General features: G+C 63.7%; 13 protein-coding genes. 7 read left to right on the top strand and 6 right to left on the bottom strand.

Annotated elements, in window-relative coordinates; translation table 11 throughout:
* Positions 1-11: 11 nt before the first annotated feature.
* Together EB230_RS00620 and EB230_RS00615 are read right to left on the bottom strand one after the other, a co-directional pair.
* Positions 12-1,601: a trimethylamine methyltransferase family protein gene (locus EB230_RS00620; protein WP_056569711.1), complete on the bottom strand. Its 1,590-nt coding sequence runs from the start codon at positions 1,599-1,601 to the stop codon at positions 12-14.
* A gap of 189 nt (positions 1,602-1,790) precedes the next feature.
* The gene (locus EB230_RS00615; protein ID WP_056569714.1) at positions 1,791-3,284 is read right to left on the bottom strand and encodes a PLP-dependent aminotransferase family protein; all 1,494 of its coding nucleotides are present in this window, start codon (positions 3,282-3,284) and stop codon (positions 1,791-1,793) included.
* Positions 3,285-3,584: 300 nt separating this feature from the next.
* On the opposite strand from EB230_RS00615, the gene pgi reads away from it, so the two are divergent.
* Positions 3,585-5,228: a glucose-6-phosphate isomerase gene (gene pgi, locus EB230_RS00610; protein ID WP_056569717.1), complete on the top strand. Its 1,644-nt coding sequence runs from the start codon at positions 3,585-3,587 to the stop codon at positions 5,226-5,228.
* Between the two features lie 5 nt (positions 5,229-5,233).
* The gene (locus tag EB230_RS00605) at positions 5,234-5,956 is read left to right on the top strand and encodes an HAD family hydrolase (protein WP_056570422.1); all 723 of its coding nucleotides are present in this window, start codon (positions 5,234-5,236) and stop codon (positions 5,954-5,956) included.
* 109 nt (positions 5,957-6,065) lie between these two features.
* Here the strand turns inward: EB230_RS00605 and EB230_RS00600 are convergent, their stop codons facing one another.
* Positions 6,066-6,713, bottom strand: coding sequence for a 50S ribosomal protein L11 methyltransferase (locus tag EB230_RS00600; RefSeq protein ID WP_081295038.1), 648 nt, complete (start codon positions 6,711-6,713; stop codon positions 6,066-6,068).
* A 71-nt stretch (positions 6,714-6,784) separates the two neighbouring features.
* A complete protein-coding gene (locus EB230_RS00595) occupies positions 6,785-8,821 on the bottom strand; it encodes a long-chain-fatty-acid--CoA ligase (RefSeq protein WP_056569721.1) in 2,037 nt (678 codons plus the stop codon).
* A 469-nt stretch (positions 8,822-9,290) separates the two neighbouring features.
* Between EB230_RS00595 and EB230_RS00590 the strand changes: the two genes are divergently transcribed.
* From EB230_RS00590 to EB230_RS00570, 5 genes are all read left to right on the top strand, one after another.
* Positions 9,291-10,883, top strand: coding sequence for an ABC transporter substrate-binding protein (locus EB230_RS00590; protein WP_056569724.1), 1,593 nt, complete (start codon positions 9,291-9,293; stop codon positions 10,881-10,883).
* Between the two features lie 50 nt (positions 10,884-10,933).
* Entirely contained in the window at positions 10,934-11,941 is a 1,008-nt protein-coding gene (locus tag EB230_RS00585; RefSeq protein WP_056569725.1) for an ABC transporter permease subunit, read from the top strand.
* A gap of 70 nt (positions 11,942-12,011) precedes the next feature.
* On the top strand, positions 12,012-12,866 hold the full coding sequence (locus EB230_RS00580; protein ID WP_171883339.1) for an ABC transporter permease subunit: 855 nt from the start codon (positions 12,012-12,014) through the stop codon (positions 12,864-12,866).
* A gap of 2 nt (positions 12,867-12,868) precedes the next feature.
* Entirely contained in the window at positions 12,869-13,726 is an 858-nt protein-coding gene (locus tag EB230_RS00575; protein ID WP_056569729.1) for an ABC transporter ATP-binding protein, read from the top strand.
* The gene (locus EB230_RS00570) at positions 13,723-14,556 is read left to right on the top strand and encodes a dipeptide ABC transporter ATP-binding protein (RefSeq protein WP_172371028.1); all 834 of its coding nucleotides are present in this window, start codon (positions 13,723-13,725) and stop codon (positions 14,554-14,556) included. The genes EB230_RS00575 and EB230_RS00570 overlap by 4 nt, the downstream gene beginning before the upstream one ends.
* Before the next feature lie 36 nt (positions 14,557-14,592).
* Here EB230_RS00570 and EB230_RS00565 read toward each other — a convergent pair whose 3' ends face one another.
* Positions 14,593-15,855: a cysteine desulfurase-like protein gene (locus EB230_RS00565; RefSeq protein ID WP_172371026.1), complete on the bottom strand. Its 1,263-nt coding sequence runs from the start codon at positions 15,853-15,855 to the stop codon at positions 14,593-14,595.
* A 41-nt stretch (positions 15,856-15,896) separates the two neighbouring features.
* Positions 15,897-16,571 (bottom strand): amino acid ABC transporter permease, encoded by a 675-nt coding sequence (locus EB230_RS00560; RefSeq protein WP_056569735.1) that lies wholly within the window; start codon positions 16,569-16,571, stop codon positions 15,897-15,899.
* Between the last annotated feature and the right edge of the window lie 13 nt (positions 16,572-16,584).

Genomic DNA, 16,584 nt, shown 5'->3' with positions numbered 1-16,584 from the left:
TTTGACGAGGCTCAGCCGCCCATATTGGCGCGCGGCAGCTTGATCATGTCGCCGAAGCGCGCGCGCAGCCTGTCGTCGAGCAGCTTCGGCACATGGCGCGGGAAGCGTTCGGCAAGGACGCGCTTCTTCTCGATGATCGCGCGCTGCAATATGTCGGGCCGGCCCTTTTCGTTCCATTCCTTCGGCGAAAACCGGTCGCCGACAGCCGGATAGAAATACTCGGTTTGCATCAGCCGAAGCGTCTGCTCGTTGCCGAGATAATGGCCCGGTCCCTTCAGGCAGACTTCGGCGATGGTGTCGATCGACAGCGCCTCATCGGTCACCTCGATGCCGCGGACGCAGCGCAGGCAATGTCCGAGCATGTCATTGTCGATGATCAGGCTTTCCAGGCAGAAGCCGAGCAGCGAGGCATGCATGCCGGCCGATTCGTAGACCAGGTTGAGCCCGGCAAGGCCGGCCATCACGTCGGTGATGCCTTTTTCATAGCCGGACTGGATGTCGGGCAGTTTCGAATCCGTCATGCCGGCGGCCGAGCCGCCGGGCAAATCGTAGAACTGCGCCATCTGCGCGCAGGCAGCGGTCAGCACCGCCTGCTCGGCCGAGCCGCCCGACATGGCGCCGGTCCTCAGATCCGACACGAACGGCCAGGTGCCGAAGATCGCCGGGTGTCCCGGCTTGATGGCGTTGACATAAACCAGACCGGCCAGCACTTCGGCCACCGCCTGCACGACCGCGCCGGCAATCGCCGCCGGGGCGGTCGCACCGGCCTGGCCAGCCGACAGAAGCAGGATCGGGATGCCGCCCTCGACACAGGCCTCGAGCACGCCGCACGCGTCCTCGGCGAACTTCATCGGCGGCACGACGAAGCAGTTGGAGTTCGAAACGAAAGGCCGGGCGCGGAAATTCTCCTCGCCGCCGGCGATGGCATAGAGCATCTCCAGCGCCGGTTGCACGTTCTCGCGCACCGTGAACGAGGTGCCGACATGCTTGGACGTGCCCATCACGCAGGCATAGAGCGTGTTGAAGTCCATTTCGAGCGGATCGGGAATGTCGCGCGGCACCATCGGCCGCTGGAAGAAATGGATGTTGTCGAGCCCCTCGACGATGCGGGCCGCGTCATAGATGTCCTGCAGCAGCGATTCGCGATATTCACGCTTCTCCACATCGACCAGATGCACGGCGGCACCCGCCGTGCCGTAGTGCACGCGCTTGCCCTGGATCACCATGTCGTGTTTCGGGTCCTGGCCGTGCAAGGTGAAATTGCGCGCTGCCTTCTTGATGGTGTCGAGCACCAGCGCGCGCGGAAAACGGATGCGGCCATCATCGCCATGGGTGGCGCCGACCTTGGTCAGTGCCTCGATGCAGGAAGGGATGGCATTGGCGAAGCCGACCGTCTCCAGCAGCGTCAGCACGGCCTCGTGGATGCGCTCCTGATCGTTCCCACGCAAGGGCCCGTAGCTGCCGCCCTCGAGGCCGGCGCGCACCGGCCTGATGTCGTCGGCGAGCGGCGCGGCCCGCATGGCGCGGCGCGCTTCGCGTCCACCGGAGCGGCGCGAGCGCTGATCCGCCGCCGCTTCCTGCTTTTCAAGAACCACTGACATGGAGACACTCCAGCTTTCTCAGAAGCAGGGCGGCGGTTGGTCCACCATCGGCTGCTTCTTCCCCTTTGTGCCACGACTATGCCGCCGGCTTTGGCACAGCCTATGGGCCAGCCTGTTCGGGTGCATGTGCCAGAGCTAAAGGAACCGGAGCCGCCTTTGGGGTTCTGGTCCAAGCATCGGGTGGATGGATCAGGCAGCCGCCGGCCTGCGTCCGGCCGCGGTGGCGAGCTCGCGGATGCCGGGCTCGATGTGCTGCAGCGCGATCGAGGAAATGCCCAACCGCATGAAACGCGAAGGCTTTTCGGTGCGGTCGAAGAAGCGGTCTCCCGGCTCGATGATGACGCTGCGTGAGGCGGCGGCCTCGGCCAAACCACGGGAATCGGTGCCCCGCGGCCCCTCGAGCCAGAGCGACGTGCCGCCGGCCGAATCGGTCGAACGCCATTCCGGCAGGAAAGCGGAAATCGCATGGACCAGACGCTTGCGCCGCTCGTCAAAGGCGCTCGACAGACGCCGCACCAGGGCCTCGTGATGGCCGAGCGACAGGAACAGCGCCACGGCGCGCTGATTGTTGGCCGGCGGATGGCGCAGCATGAAACGGCGCAATGCCCTGAGTTCCGCGATTAGTCCAGCCGACGCGACGATGTAGCCAAGCCGCAGGCCTGGAGCCAGCGTTTTCGACATCGAGCCGACATAGACGACGCGGCCGGAGCGATCGAGGCTCTTCAATGCCTGCTGCGGCGCCTCGTCGAGTAGCTGGCTGTCATAGCCGTCCTCGATGATGATCTGGTTGTGACGGTTGGCACGTGCCAGCAGATCCTGCCGCCGCTCGGCCGACAACGGCACCATGGTCGGGCAATGATGGCTGGGCGTGACGAACACGAAGCCGGAATCATTGGGGATAGAAGAGGTTACGATGCCGGACTGGTCGACCGGCACAGGCTGGATCTCGGCGCCCGCAAGGCGGAAGATCGAGCGCGCGTCGGGGTAGCCCGGGTCTTCCATTGCCACCTTCGAGCCCTTGGTCATCAACAGCGAAGCCAGCATGTAGAGCGCGTTCTGGGCGCCCAGCGTGACGATGATCTCGTCGGGATTGGCGAAGATGCCGCGCCGGGGCAGGAGCCGCGCCTGGATCTGCTCGATCAAGAGCGGATCGTCACGATCGACCATGTCGGACGCCCAGTTGCGGATCTCGAGCACGGCCAGCGCCATGCGGTTGCACTCGCGCCATTCGGCGGTCGGGAACAGCGCCGGGTCGAACTGGCCATAGACGAAGGGGTAGGACGACTTGATCCAGTTTTCGTGCTTGGCCGGCGGCGGCATGTCGCTGGCGGCGATCTGCCGGCGCGCCTTCCAGTCGATCTCATTGGCCTGGTCAGGCGCCTTCTGATGCGGCTTGGCCGGCGTCGCCAGCACGTCTGGATTGACGAAATGGCCGCGCCGTTCGCGCGCCACCAGGAAACCCTGGTCGACGAGCTGCTGGAAGGCGAGAACCACGGTTCCGCGCGCCACGCCGAGTTTCTCGGCCAGGATCCGGCAGGAGGGAAGCGGCATCGAAGCGGCGATCTGTCGGTCCAGGATGGCGGCCACGATGGCTTGGCGGATCTGCGCCTGCAGGGTCTGGCCGGATTCAGCCGAAATCCGGAACAGGCCGGACCATATCGCCGTGTCGTTTCTCTGTGGCATGGAAGATGTTCCTCGATGGCCAGCTTTTTTCGCTTTGCTGGACCAGTCGAATGTAACGGTGGCACAAGGGGTTGCGCCAATCAATTTTTCTGATCTTTGGGATTTATACCAGTGATCCTTCCAGCCGAAATCGGGCGCTGTATCGTTCCTGTGACAATCCATGCCATCACTTCGTGACGCGCTGCGTCATCGCCGCGTATTGACCGGACGGAATTCGGCTCAATAGTTTTGTCGCGACGACACGCGCCGGAAACATCCGGTCTGATAGAGTGCGTCGAAAAACGCCAGGAGTCCCCGCCAGTGGATAAGTCAGCCTTCCAGAAACAGCTTGCCGCCTTGCGCGATCATCGCGCCGGGGCGCCAGCCGACATGCGCCAGGCCTTCGCTGCCGATCCACAGCGGTTCAAGACATTCTCCGCCACCGATGGCGACCTTTTGCTCGACTGGTCGAAATGCGCCGTCGACGCCACCACCATGGATCTGCTGGAAAAGCTGGCCGCCGCCGCCGATCTCGAGGGGCGCCGCGCCGCCATGTTTGCCGGCAAGAGGATCAACATCACCGAAGACCGCGCCGTGCTGCACACGGCGCTGCGCAACCTCAGCGGCAAGGGCGTCACGGTCGACGGCCAGGACGTCAAGGCGGATGTCATTTCCGTGCTCGACGCGATGGGTGCCTTTGCCGACGCGATCCGCTCCGGCAAGGCAGCCGGCGCCACCGGCAAGAAGATCACCGATATCGTCAACATCGGCATTGGTGGCTCCGACCTCGGCCCGGCCATGGCGACGCTGGCGCTCGCCCCCTATCATGACGGACCGCGCGCGCACTATGTCTCCAACATCGACGGCGCTCATATCCACGACACGCTGAAGGGCCTGTCCGCCGAGACCACGCTGTTCATCATCGCCTCCAAGACCTTCACCACGGTCGAGACGATGACCAATGCGCAGACGGCGCGCGACTGGGTGCAGAAGGCGCTCGGCAAGGAAGCGGTCGGCAAGCATTTCGCCGCCGTCTCGACGGCGCTCGACCTGGTGGCCAAGTTCGGCATCGAGCAGGATCGCGTCTTCGGCTTCTGGGACTGGGTCGGCGGCCGCTATTCGGTCTGGGGCGCGATCGGCCTGCCTGTCATGATCGCCGTCGGCCCAAGAAATTTCCGCGCCTTCCTCGACGGCGCGCATGAGATGGACGAGCACTTCCGCAGCACCCCGCTGGCCGGGAACCTGCCGGCGCTTCTGGGGCTGGTCGGCTGGTGGCATCGGGTCATCTGCGGCTATCCGGCGCGCGCGGTCATCCCCTATGACCAGCGCCTGTCCAGGCTGCCTGCCTATCTGCAGCAGCTCGACATGGAATCGAACGGCAAGGGTGTCACCCTCGACGGCACGCCCGTTACGACGCCGACCGGGCCGCTGGTCTGGGGCGAACCCGGCACCAATGGCCAGCACGCCTTCTTCCAGTTGCTGCACCAGGGCACGGACCTCATCCCGGTCGAATTCCTCGCCGCGGCCGTTGGCCATGAGCCGAACCTGCGGCATCAACACGATCTGCTGCTCTCCAACTGCCTGGCGCAGTCGGAAGCCCTGATGAAGGGTCGCACGCTGGACGAAGCCCGCGCGCAGATGCTGGCCAAGGGCATGAAGCCGGCGGATGTCGACAAGATAGCACCGCATCGCGTCTTCTCCGGCAACCGGCCGTCGGTGACCATCCTCTATCGCAAGCTCGACCCGCGCACCTTCGGCCGGCTGATCGCGCTCTACGAGCACCGCGTCTTCGTCGAGGGCACGCTGTTCAACATCAATTCCTTCGACCAGTGGGGTGTCGAGCTCGGCAAGGAACTGGCGACCGGCCTGCTGCCTGTCGTTGAAGGCAAGGAAAGCGCCGCAAACCGCGACGCCTCTACAAGGGGCCTTGTGGAACGCATCCACCAATTGCGTGGTTCGGAGTGAACGACTTGGCAGACATCAAGGGGATATTGTTCGACAAGGACGGGACACTTGTCGACTTCAACGCGACCTGGCTCGGCGTTGCCGACTTCATGGCCATGGACGCATCCGATGGCGACCGCTGGAAGGCCGACAGGCTGCTCGCGGCCGCCGGCTTCGATTTCGCCAACCGGCGCTTCAAGCCCGACTCCATATTTGCTTCCGGCACCAATCTCGACGTCGTCGAACTTTGGTTTCCGCGCCTTTCGAACGAAGACCAGATGCTGGCCGTCGCCCGCTTCAACGAGATCACCTCGGTGCAGGGCTCGGCGATGGCGGTGGCCCTGCCGGGCGTCGTCGACACCTTGGCGGTGCTGCACAAAACATCCTACCGGCTTGGCGTCGCCACCAATGATTCGACCAGCGGCGCGGAAAAGACCTTGGTCACGCTCGGCGTCGCGCAGCTCTTCGACGCAGCCTATGGCTACGACGCGGTCGCCAATCCCAAACCCGCGCCGGACACCATCCAGGCCTTCTGCGACCTCACTGGGCTGAAGCCGGCGCAGATCGCCATGGTCGGCGACAACCGCCACGACCTCGAAATGGCGCGTGCCGGCGGTTGTGGCCTGGCGGTCGGCGTGCTTTCCGGCACCGGTACGCGCGAATCGCTGGCCGAGATCGCCGACGTCATCCTGGATTCGGTTGCCGACCTGCCGGATTTCCTTTCAACGCGGGTCAAGGAGACGGTTTGATCGCCTCCACTGATGCATGTCGCCCAAGTGACCCCGGTTTTGGGAGAACGACATGCATGGAGCAAAGACCCGAGGTGCGCGGCACGAGTCCGGTTCACGGCGATGCGCTTCAGGCAGGCGCGGTCTCGGCCTCGAGGCGAAAGACGCCGCTCGGCGTCAGCGCGGCGTCTCTTGTCTCTCCGAAGTCCGGCACCTTGTATTCCGCAAGCAGGCGCAACCGCGACCGTGGCAGATAGGCCCGGCCCGGATCGCCGACAAGGATCTCGACGCCGGCCGCGAGGCAGCGATCGAGAAAAGGCATGACGCGCGCCGCGACGTCTTGTCCGTAGAACACATCGCCGGCAAGCACGAGGTCGACCAAGGGGGGCGGGCCCCCGGTGATATCGCCGTCCACCACCGTGATGGCGACGCCGTTGGCGGCTGCGTTGAGGCCGAGCGCGGCGATGCCGTTGCGGTCGATTTCGGCGGCAACCACCTCGCACGCGCCGGCCTTCGCGGCGGCGATGCCGACCAGGCCGGACCCTGCGCCCAGGTCGAGCACGCTGCGGCCCGCCACGCTCATCGGATGGTCGAGGATATAGCGCGCCAGAACGGCGCCGCCGGCCCACGCATAGGCCCAGTAGGGCGGCTGCGGTTCTGGCGCGTCAGCGTCCGCGCCGGCGTCGTCTTCAGGCTCGACCAGCCGTCTCAATCCGCTGCCCGGATGGGCGGTGTAGAGCCGGATTTCAGGAAGTGCGGGCACCGGGACAAGGTGCATGTTGGCCTTGATGAATTCCGCCGCATCGAGGCGAAGGCGCCGGTCCGGTGCATCATTGTCGGCAAGGATCACTAGCCGCGCAGCGCCCGCCGCAGGATCTTGCCCACCGGCGTCTTCGGCAATTCGGTTCTGAACTCGATGTATTTGGGCCGCTTGTAGCCGGTGAGGTTCTCGCGGCAGAAAGCGGTGATGGCTTCCACGGTCAGGGCTGGATCCTTCTTGACGATGAACAGCTTCGGCACTTCTCCCGAATGCTCGTCCGGCACGCCGATCGCCGCGACCTCAAGCACGCCCGGATGCATGGCCACGACCTCCTCGAGTTCGGTCGGATAGACGTTGAAGCCGGAGACCAGGATCATGTCCTTCTTGCGGTCGACGATCTTGGTGTAGCCGCGCTCGTCCATGAAGCCCATGTCGCCCGACTTGAAGAAGCCGTCCTTGGTCATCACCTTGGCGGTCTCGTCGGGCCGGTTCCAGTAGCCGGCCATCACCTGTGGCCCCCGGATGCAGATCTCGCCAACCTCGCCCAGCGGCAAATTGTTGCCGTCATCGTCGCGGATGACGATTTCGGTCGAGGGCAGCGGCAGGCCGATGGTGCCCGTGAACTCACTCGATGTGAACTTGTTGGCGGTCGCCACCGGCGAGGTTTCCGACAGGCCATAGCCTTCCGAGACCGGACAGCCGGTCAGCGCCTTCCAGCGCTCGGCAACGCCCTTCTGCACCGCCATGCCGCCGCCCAGCGTCAGGATCAGCGGCTTGAAGTCGAGCTTGCGGAAATCCTCATTGTTGAGCAGCGCATTGAACAGCGTGTTGAGACCGGGAAAGATGTGGACCGGATATTTCCCGAGTTCCTTGACGAAGCCCGGAATGTCGCGCGGGTTGGGAATGAGGATGTTCTGGGCGCCTTGCTGCATGCCCATCAGCGCGTTCACCGTCAGCGCGAAGATATGATAGAGTGGCAGTGCGCAGACGAAGTTGAGATGCGCGGGCTTCGGCTTGATCGTGTAGGCGTCTTCGACCCAGAGCGAGTTCTGCGCGACGTTGGCCAGCACATTGCTGTGCAACAGGGTCGCGCCTTTCGAGATCCCCGTTGTGCCGCCGGTATATTGCAGGAAGGCCACATCATTGGCGGCCACCGTGGCCGGCTTGAAATTCATGCCGCGGCCTGCCTTCAGCGCCGCGTTGAACTTGACATGGCCGGGTAATGACCAGGCCGGCACCATTTTCTTGACGCGGCGCACCACCAGATTGACGATCGTGCCCTTAAGCCCGCCGAGCATGTCGCCCATGGAAGCGACCACGACATGCTTGACCAAGGTCCTGGAGACCACGGCCTGCAGTGTACCTGCGAAGTTCTCGAGGATGACGATGGCCTGCGCCCCGGAATCCTTGAGCTGATGTTCCAGTTCGCGCGGCGTGTAGAGCGGATTGACGTTCACCACCGTATAGCCGGCGCGGGCCACCGCCATCATCGCCACCGGATACTGCAGTACGTTCGGCATCATCAGCGCGACGCGCGCGCCCTTCTGCAGTCCCGTCGACTGCAGATAGGCGCCGAATGCCGCCGAAAGCCGCTCGAGCTCCGCATAGGTGATCGACTTGCCCATGCAGGTGAAGGCCGGCTGGCCGGAAAACTGCTTGCATGCGGCGACAAGGAAATCGCCGATGGAACTGTGGGGAAGGGGACCGATCTCGGCCGGCATGTTCTTCGGATAGCTTTTCAGCCATGGTTTTTCCGGCAGGCCGGCGACGAGTTCGGTGAGTGCCTTCGGCAGTCGCCGGCCTGGTGCGGGCGCCGGTGTCGGTGTCGCTTTCGCTGGCGATGCGGCCTTCGTTGCGCCGGTCTTGTTCGCCGCTGCCTTCATCGGAGCCGCTTTTGTGGGAGAAGCCTTCGGCGAAGTCTTTGCGGGGGCGGCTTTCACGGTCGGCTTGGTGGCGCCCTTGGCCGTGGTCGCCGCCTTTGCCGCTGGTGCTGTCTTGGCGGGCTTTGCGCCTGCCTTGGCGGTCGCGGCCTTGGCGGCAGCTTCACCTTGACCGTCGGCGGCGGCGGCTGGTTTCGAAACCGCCTTGGCCGACACTTTCACCGGCGCCTTCGATGCTTTAGCCACCCGTTCCTCCCTAGCAATTCTTGTTCGCCCGTCTCTTGGTCGCCTGGTGCCGCACCCGCCTCCAGATAACAGAGACGTCCTCCGCTGCCGCCAGCCAGACCATCTATGTATTGCCTCTATCGGCGGGGGTGCAAGTCTTGCCCTTGCGGCAAGGCGCCGAAAGATTTGCCGTCGAAAATCTTCCCCGCCGGCGACACTGGAACGGTATCTTTCCGCGTCCGCGGCCGGCTGAAGACGCGACGCGGCAATGATGGCGCCAGATGCCGGATCAATAAAAAAATGCGGTTGTTAACAATATCGTGAATGGAAAAAACTGCTAATTTTTTCTGCCATTTAGCAAAATTACGGATTTTTTTCCTGCTTCCCGCGGGGTAAGCAAACGGGGTGTTCCAAAGCCGGAAAAACGGTGCTTATATGCGCGCTTCGCGAGCCTGATAGAGGGGCTTGGAAGAACATCAGGGAGTGCTCAATGAAGAAGAAATTGACTTTTGCAGCCGCGTTGCTGGCTGCAAGCGTCCTGGGAGGCGTGGCCAACGCGAAAACCCTGGTCTATTGCGCGGAAGCATCGCCGGAGGGTTTTGATCCGGCGCCGTACACCGCGGGCCAGACGTTCGACGCGTCCTCGCGTACCGTTTTCAACCGTCTCGTCGAATTCGATCACGGCAAGACCACGGTCTCGCCCGGACTGGCTGAAAGCTGGACGATCTCCGACGACGGCAAGGAGTATACGTTCAAGCTGCGCAAGGGCGTCAAGTTCGCCGCCACCGACTATTTCACCCCGACGCGCGATTTCAACGCCGACGACGTGGTGTTCTCGTTCCAGCGTCAGGTCGACAAGAACGGCCCGTGGTTCCAGTACATTCCCGGTATTGCCTACCAGTATTACAATGACCAGTTCGGCGACAACATCACCAAGGTCGAGAAGGTCGACGACATGACGGTGAAGTTCACCCTCAAGGAGCCGGCGATCACCTTCATTCCGACGCTGGGCATGGACTTCGCCTCGGTCGTGTCGAAGGAATATGCCGACAAGCTGCAGGCCGACAAGACGCCTGAACTGTTCAACCAGAAGCCGGTCGGCACCGGCCCGTTCATCTTCGTCGACTACCAGACCGACGCCGCCATCCGCTACAAGGCCAACCCGGACTATTGGGGCGGCAAGCAGAAGATCGACGACCTGGTCTTCGCCATCACCACCGACCCGGCGGTGCGCGCGCAGAAGCTCAAGGCCGGCGAGTGCAACATCATGTCGTACCCGGCCCCGGCCGACATTGCCGGCCTGCAGGCGGATGCGAACCTGAAGGTCGACGAGCAGGAGGGCCTCAACGTCGGCGCGCTGATGTACAACACCCAGCAGAAGCCGTTTGACGATGTGCGCGTCCGCAAGGCGCTCAACATGGCCATCAACAAGAAGGCCATCATCGACGCGGTCTTCCAGGGTGCCGGCCAGGTGGCGATCAACCCGATCCCGCCGACCATGTGGTCCTACAACAAGGACGTGAAGGACGATCCGTACGATCCGGACGCTGCCAAGAAGCTGCTTGAGGAAGCCGGCGTCAAGGATCTCAAGATGAACGTCTGGGCGATGCCGGTTTCGCGCCCCTACATGCCGAACGCGCGCCGCACCGCCGAACTGATCCAGGCGGATTTCGCCAAGGTCGGCGTCACCGTCAACATCGTCAGCTATGATTGGGGTGAGTACCTCAAGCGCGCTTCGGCGGTCGATCACGACGGCGCCGTCATCGTCGGCTGGACCGGCGACAATGGCGATCCGGACAATTTCCTCGGCGTGCTTCTGAGCTGCGCTTCCGTCGGTTCGAACAACCGCGCGGAATGGTGCAACAAGGACTTCGATGCGCTCATCAACAAGGCCAAGACGGTTTCCGACCAGGCCGAGCGCACCAAGCTCTACGAACAGGCTCAGGTCATCTTCAAGGAACAGGCACCGTGGGCAACGCTCGCCCATTCCAAGGTGTTCATGCCGATGCAGAAGACCGTCTCCGGCTTTGCGATGGATCCGCTCGGCATCCATCGCTTTGACGGCGTCGATATCGCCGAATAAGGTTCGCGAAACGGGGCGGCGCCACAAGGTGCCGCCCCACCTCGCCCGCCATGCTGCGTTATATCCTCGGCAAGCTCGCCCTCATCATCCCGACCTTCATCGGGATAACCATCCTCGCTTTTGGCTTCGTGCGCATCCTGCCCGGTGATCCGGTGCTGGTGCTCGCGGGCGAACGTGGCCTGTCGCCCGAACGTCACACGGCACTGATGCACCAGTTCGGTTTCGACCTGCCGATCTGGCAGCAATATCTGACCTATCTGACCAACATCCTCAGCGGCGATTTCGGCACCTCGTTTTCCACCAAGACGCCGGTGCTGAAGGATTTCTTGGTGCGGTTCCCGGCAACGGTCGAACTCGCCATCTTCGCCATGATCTTCGCCGTCGTCTTCGGCGTCGCCTTCGGCATCTTCGCCGCGATCCGCCGTGGCTCCTGGTTCGACCAACTCACCATGGGCACCGCGCTGGCCGGCTATTCCATGCCGATCTTCTGGTGGGGGCTGCTGCTGATCATCGTCTTTTCCGGCACGCTGCACTGGACGCCGGTCTCCGGCCGCATCGACCTACTCTACTTCTTCAAGCCGGTGACCGGCTTCATGACCATCGATTCCCTGATTTCCGGGCAGAAGGGCGCATTCCGCTCGGCGGTGTCGCACCTCATCCTGCCGACCATCGTGCTCGGCACCATCCCGCTGGCGGTCATCGCCAGGCAGACGCGCTCGGCCATGCTCGAAGTGCTGGGCGAGGATTATGTTCGTACCGCGCGTGCCAAGGGCCTGGCGCCGCGCCGCGTCATCGGCCTGCATGCCTTCCGCAACGCGCTGATCCCGGTCGTCACCACCATCGGCCTGCAGGTCGGCACGCTGCTCACCGGCGCCATCCTGACCGAGAGCATCTTCTCCTGGCCAGGCATCGGCAAATGGATGATCGACGCCATTTCCAAGCGCGACTATTTCACCGTCCAGGGCGGGTTGCTTCTGATCGCGCTGATCGTCATGTCGGTGAACCTCATCGTCGACGTGCTCTACGCCGTCATCAACCCGCGCATACGGGCCAATTGACATGACCAACGAAGGCCCAGCCACCGTCGAAGCCGCCACCGTCGTCAAGCCGCAGGACGCGCGGCTGCAGATGTTCGCGGAATTCTGGCATTACTTCTCCATCAACAAGGGCGCGGTGATAGGCCTCTTCGTCTTCGCGCTGCTGATCCTGGTCGCGCTCTTCGCGCCGCTGCTCGCCCCGCATTCGCCTGACGATCAGTTCCGTGACTTCTTCCTGACGCCGCCGGCCTGGCAGGCGGGCGGCAATGCGCAGTTCCTGCTCGGCACCGACGCCGTCGGCCGCGATATGCTGTCGCGCCTGATCTACGGCTCACGCTTCTCGCTGGCCATCGGCTTCGTCGTCGTGACCACGGCGCTGATCTCCGGCGTCATCCTCGGCCTGCTCGCCGGTTATTGCCGCGGTTGGGTCGATACGCTGATCATGCGCATCATGGACATCATCCTGGCCTTCCCGTCGCTGCTTCTGGCGCTGGTGCTGGTCGCGGTCCTTGGCCCTGGCCTCGTCAATGCCATGATCGCCATCGCCTTCGTGCTGCAACCGCATTTCGCGCGGCTCACCCGCGCCGCCGTGATGGCGGAAAAGAACCGCGAATATGTAATCTCGGCCAAGGTTGCCGGCGCCAGCCATCTCAGGCTGATGCTGGTTACCATCCTGCCCAACTGCATCGCGCCTTTGATCGTCCAGGCGACGCTGTCCTTCTCCAACGCCATTCTCGAGGCGGCCGCGCTCGGCTTCCTCGGCATGGGCGCGCAGCCGCCGACGCCGGAATGGGGCACCATGCTTGCCGAAGCACGTGAGTTCATTCTGCGCGCCTGGTGGGTGGTGACCTTCCCCGGCCTCGCCATCCTGATCACCGTCTTCGCCATCAACCTGATCGGCGACGGTCTGCGCGATGCGCTCGACCCCAAGCTGAAGAGGTCGTGAGCATGCCCCTGCTCGAGATCAAGAACCTCACCGTTTCCTTCGACACCGCGGCCGGACCGTTCATGGCCGTGCAAGGCATCGACCTTTCGATCGAACCGCGCGAGGTGCTGGCGATCGTCGGCGAGTCCGGTTCCGGCAAATCGGTGTCGATGCTGGCGGTGATGGGGCTGTTGCCCAATACGGCGACGGTCAGGGCCGACCGCATGGCCTTCGACGGCGTCGATCTGTTGAAGCTCAGTCCGTCCGAACGGCGCAAGATCGTCGGCAAGGACATTTCGATGATCTTCCAGGAACCGATCGCCAGCCTTAATCCGTGCTTCACGGTCGGCTTCCAGATCGAGGAGGTTCTGCGCTTCCACATGGGCATGGATCGCGCTCAGCGCCGGGCGCGGGCCATCGAACTGATGAAGCTGGTCGGCATTGCCGATCCGGAGGAACGGCTGAGCTCGTTTCCGCACCAGATGTCGGGCGGCCAGTGCCAGCGCGTCATGATCGCCATCGCCATTGCCTGCAATCCCAAGCTGTTGATCGCCGACGAGCCGACGACCGCGCTCGACGTCACCATCCAGAAGCAGATCCTCGATCTCCTGGTCTCGCTGCAGGCCAAATACGGCATGGGCCTGATCATGATCACCCACAATATGGGCGTGGTGGCCGAGACCGCCGACCGCGTCATCGTCCAGTACAAGGGCCGCAAGATGGAAGAGGCCGACGTGCTGTCGCTGTTTGAATCGCCGAAGAGCAACTACACGCGCGCGCTGCTGTCGGCGCTGCCGGAAAACGCCGTCGGCGACCGGCTGCCGACCGTGTCCGACATGCTGTTCGAGCCGGCTCCCTCTGCCGCGGGAGCCTCCGCATGAGCACTACGGTTCTCGAAGGCAAGAACATCGTTCGCGACTATCACATCGGCGGCGGCCTGTTCACCGGACCGCGCACCGTGCATGCGGTCAAGGGCGTCTCCTTCACCGTGGACAAGGGCAAGACGCTCGCCATCGTCGGCGAAAGCGGCTGCGGCAAGTCCACGCTTGCCCGCATCATCACGTTGATCGATCCGGCGACGGCGGGCGATCTGTTCATCGACGGCAACAAGGTCGACATCGCCAGGGGCGGATTGACCAAGGAGATGCGCCGCAAGGTGCAGATCGTCTTCCAGAACCCCTACGGCTCGCTTAATCCGCGCCAGAAGATCGGCGACGTGCTGGGCGAGCCGCTGCTGATCAACACCGACAAATCGGCCGCCGAGCGGCGTGACCTCGCCATGAAGATGCTGAAGAAGGTCGGCCTCGGTCACGAGCATTACAACCGCTATCCGCACATGTTCTCGGGCGGCCAGCGCCAGCGCATCGCCATCGCCCGCGCGCTGATGTTGAACCCGAGCCTCTTGGTGCTAGACGAGCCGGTCTCAGCGCTCGATCTTTCGGTGCAGGCGCAGGTGCTCAATCTGCTCGCCGACCTGCAGGACGAATTCCAGCTGACCTATGTCTTCATCAGCCACGATCTGTCCGTGGTGCGCTACATCGCCAACGATGTGATGGTGATGTATTTCGGCGAGGCGGTCGAATACGGCTCGCGCGACGAGGTGTTTTCCGACCCCAAGCACAGCTACACCCGGACGTTGTTCGCCGCGACCCCGCGCGCCGACGTCGCTTCGATCAAGGCGCGGTTGGCGAAGAAGAAGGCGGCCGCCTGAGGCTGCGAGCCGCAGCCGTCAGGCGCCCTTCGTCCATCAGGACAGCTTTGCGATGATGGCGCGCAGCGCCTCGCCGAAGCGGTGGATCTCCTCGACCGTGTTGTAGTGGACCAACGAGGCGCGGATGGCGCCGCTGTCCATCGACAGGTTGAGGCGCTTCATCAGGCGTGGCGCGTACATGTGGCCGTCACGGATGCCGATCTGCATCTCGGCCATCTCCTCGACGATCCTTTGCGGCGACAGCTTGCCGATGTTGAAGCAGAAGGTCGGCACGCGCTCGTTGATGCGCGCCTCGTCCGCGACGCCGTAGATGGTCGCGCCGCAGCCCTTGAGCACGCCAAGCATCTCGCGCGCCAGAACCAGCTCGTAGTCGCGGATTGCTGTCATGCCGGCAACGATGTTTTCGCGCCGCGAGCGATTGTTGGAGGGCGCGAGATTGCGGCCGATCAGTTCCAGATACTGCACGGCCGCGTCCATGCCGGAGACATTCTCGTAGATGAAGGTGCCGGCCTCGACCTTGTAAGGTGGTTCGTCCGGAATGAAATCCTCGCGGAAGGTCGGCAGCCGCTTCAGCGTGTCGAAGCGGCCCCAGAGGAAGCCCATATGCGGCGAGAAGTTCTTGTAGCCGGAGCAGACGAGGTAGTCGCAATCCCAGGCCTGCACGTCGATCAGCCCATGTGGTCCGTAATGCACGCAGTCGAGGAACACTTCGGCACCGGCCGCATGCGCGATCTTGGCCACGGAAGCCACATCGACGATCGAGCCGATCGAATGCGCCGTCACCGTGCAGGCGACGAGGCGGGTGCGGTCGGAAACCAGCGGGCGCAGATCGTCGACATGCAGGTTGCCGTCCTCGCGCATGCGCCACCACTTGAATTTCGCCCCGGCCGATTCCAGCGCCAGCCAGGTGGCGATGTTGGCGTCATGGTCCATGTCGGTGATGACGATCTCGTCGCGTTCTCCAAGCATCTGGCCAATGCCGAGGCTGACGAGGCGGATGAAGGAGGTGGCGTTCATGCCGAAGCAGATTTCCGCCGGGCTGTAGGCGTTGATCAGCAGCGCTACGCTTGTGCGGGCATCGGCGACCGACTGGTCGACGGTTACGCTGCGGCCATAGCGGCCGCCGCGCTGCACATTGTGCGAGACAAGGTGGTTGGTCACCGCGTCGAGCACGCTCTGCGGAATCTGCGCGCCGGCGGCGTTGTCCAGGAAGATGAAATCGCCGGCCCGCTGCAGGGCGGGAAACATGGCCCGGATTGTGGCGACGGGGAAGCCGTCGGTGGCGTGGGGATTGCTCAAGGGATGTCTCCTGCGGAGTGCTATGGCGAACGGTCTGATGGTCAGCGCGTCTTTTCGGTCTTGAAGCGGGCTTCAAGCAGGCTGACGAGGCGCACCATCGGCCAGAGGAAGATGAGATAGACGAGTGCCGCGCCGATCAGCGGCGAGGGGTTGGCGTAGAGCGACTGCGCGTTGGTCGCCTCCTTCAAGAGTTCCGGCAGCGCCACGGTCGAGGCGAGCGAGGTGTCCTTGAACATCGAGACGCAGTTGCTGGTCATCGGCGGGATGACCACACGCACTGCCTGCGGCAGCACCACCTTGCGCAAGGTCAAAAGGAACGGCAGGCCGAGCGCTTGCGACGCCTCGAACTGGCCGCGCGGAATGCTCTCTATGCCGGATCGGAAGACTTCCGCCGAATAGGCCGACATGATGATGGCGAACGCCGTCACCGCGGACGCCCAGGACGACAGGCGTATGCCGAGGAAGGGCAGCGCGTAGTAGATCAGGATCAGCACCACCAGCACCGGCAAGGCGCGGAAGATGTCGGTGTAGCCGACGGCCAGCCACCGCAGCGGCTTTGGCGCATAGAGCCGCAGCAAGCTGATCACCAGGCCGATCGGAATGCCGATGCCGATGCTGAGCAGGCCGAGCAGCAGCGTGTTCAGGAAGCCGCGCAGCAGCGCGGGCAGGCTCGACGCGATGACGTCGGCGTTGAAGAAGGTGTCGATCAGCGACATGGGAGCGTTCCCG

It is taken from the genome of Mesorhizobium sp. NZP2234, from assembly GCF_013170765.1.
Taxonomy (GTDB): domain Bacteria; phylum Pseudomonadota; class Alphaproteobacteria; order Rhizobiales; family Rhizobiaceae; genus Mesorhizobium; species Mesorhizobium loti_D.
This window is presented reverse-complemented; position numbering and strand designations above follow the sequence as displayed.

Coding starts and splice junctions, on each gene's coding strand:
- EB230_RS00575 (WP_056569729.1), top strand. CDS start 12,869: ATGCCCCTGCTCGAGATCAAGAACCTCACCGTTTCCTTCGACACCGCG.
- EB230_RS00560 (WP_056569735.1), bottom strand. CDS start 16,571: ATGTCGCTGATCGACACCTTCTTCAACGCCGACGTCATCGCGTCGAGC.
- EB230_RS00580 (WP_171883339.1), top strand. CDS start 12,012: ATGTTCGCGGAATTCTGGCATTACTTCTCCATCAACAAGGGCGCGGTG.
- EB230_RS00590 (WP_056569724.1), top strand. CDS start 9,291: ATGAAGAAGAAATTGACTTTTGCAGCCGCGTTGCTGGCTGCAAGCGTC.
- EB230_RS00570 (WP_172371028.1), top strand. CDS start 13,723: ATGAGCACTACGGTTCTCGAAGGCAAGAACATCGTTCGCGACTATCAC.
- EB230_RS00615 (WP_056569714.1), bottom strand. CDS start 3,284: ATGCCACAGAGAAACGACACGGCGATATGGTCCGGCCTGTTCCGGATT.
- EB230_RS00585 (WP_056569725.1), top strand. CDS start 10,934: ATGCTGCGTTATATCCTCGGCAAGCTCGCCCTCATCATCCCGACCTTC.
- EB230_RS00600 (WP_081295038.1), bottom strand. CDS start 6,713: ATGCACCTTGTCCCGGTGCCCGCACTTCCTGAAATCCGGCTCTACACC.
- EB230_RS00620 (WP_056569711.1), bottom strand. CDS start 1,601: ATGTCAGTGGTTCTTGAAAAGCAGGAAGCGGCGGCGGATCAGCGCTCG.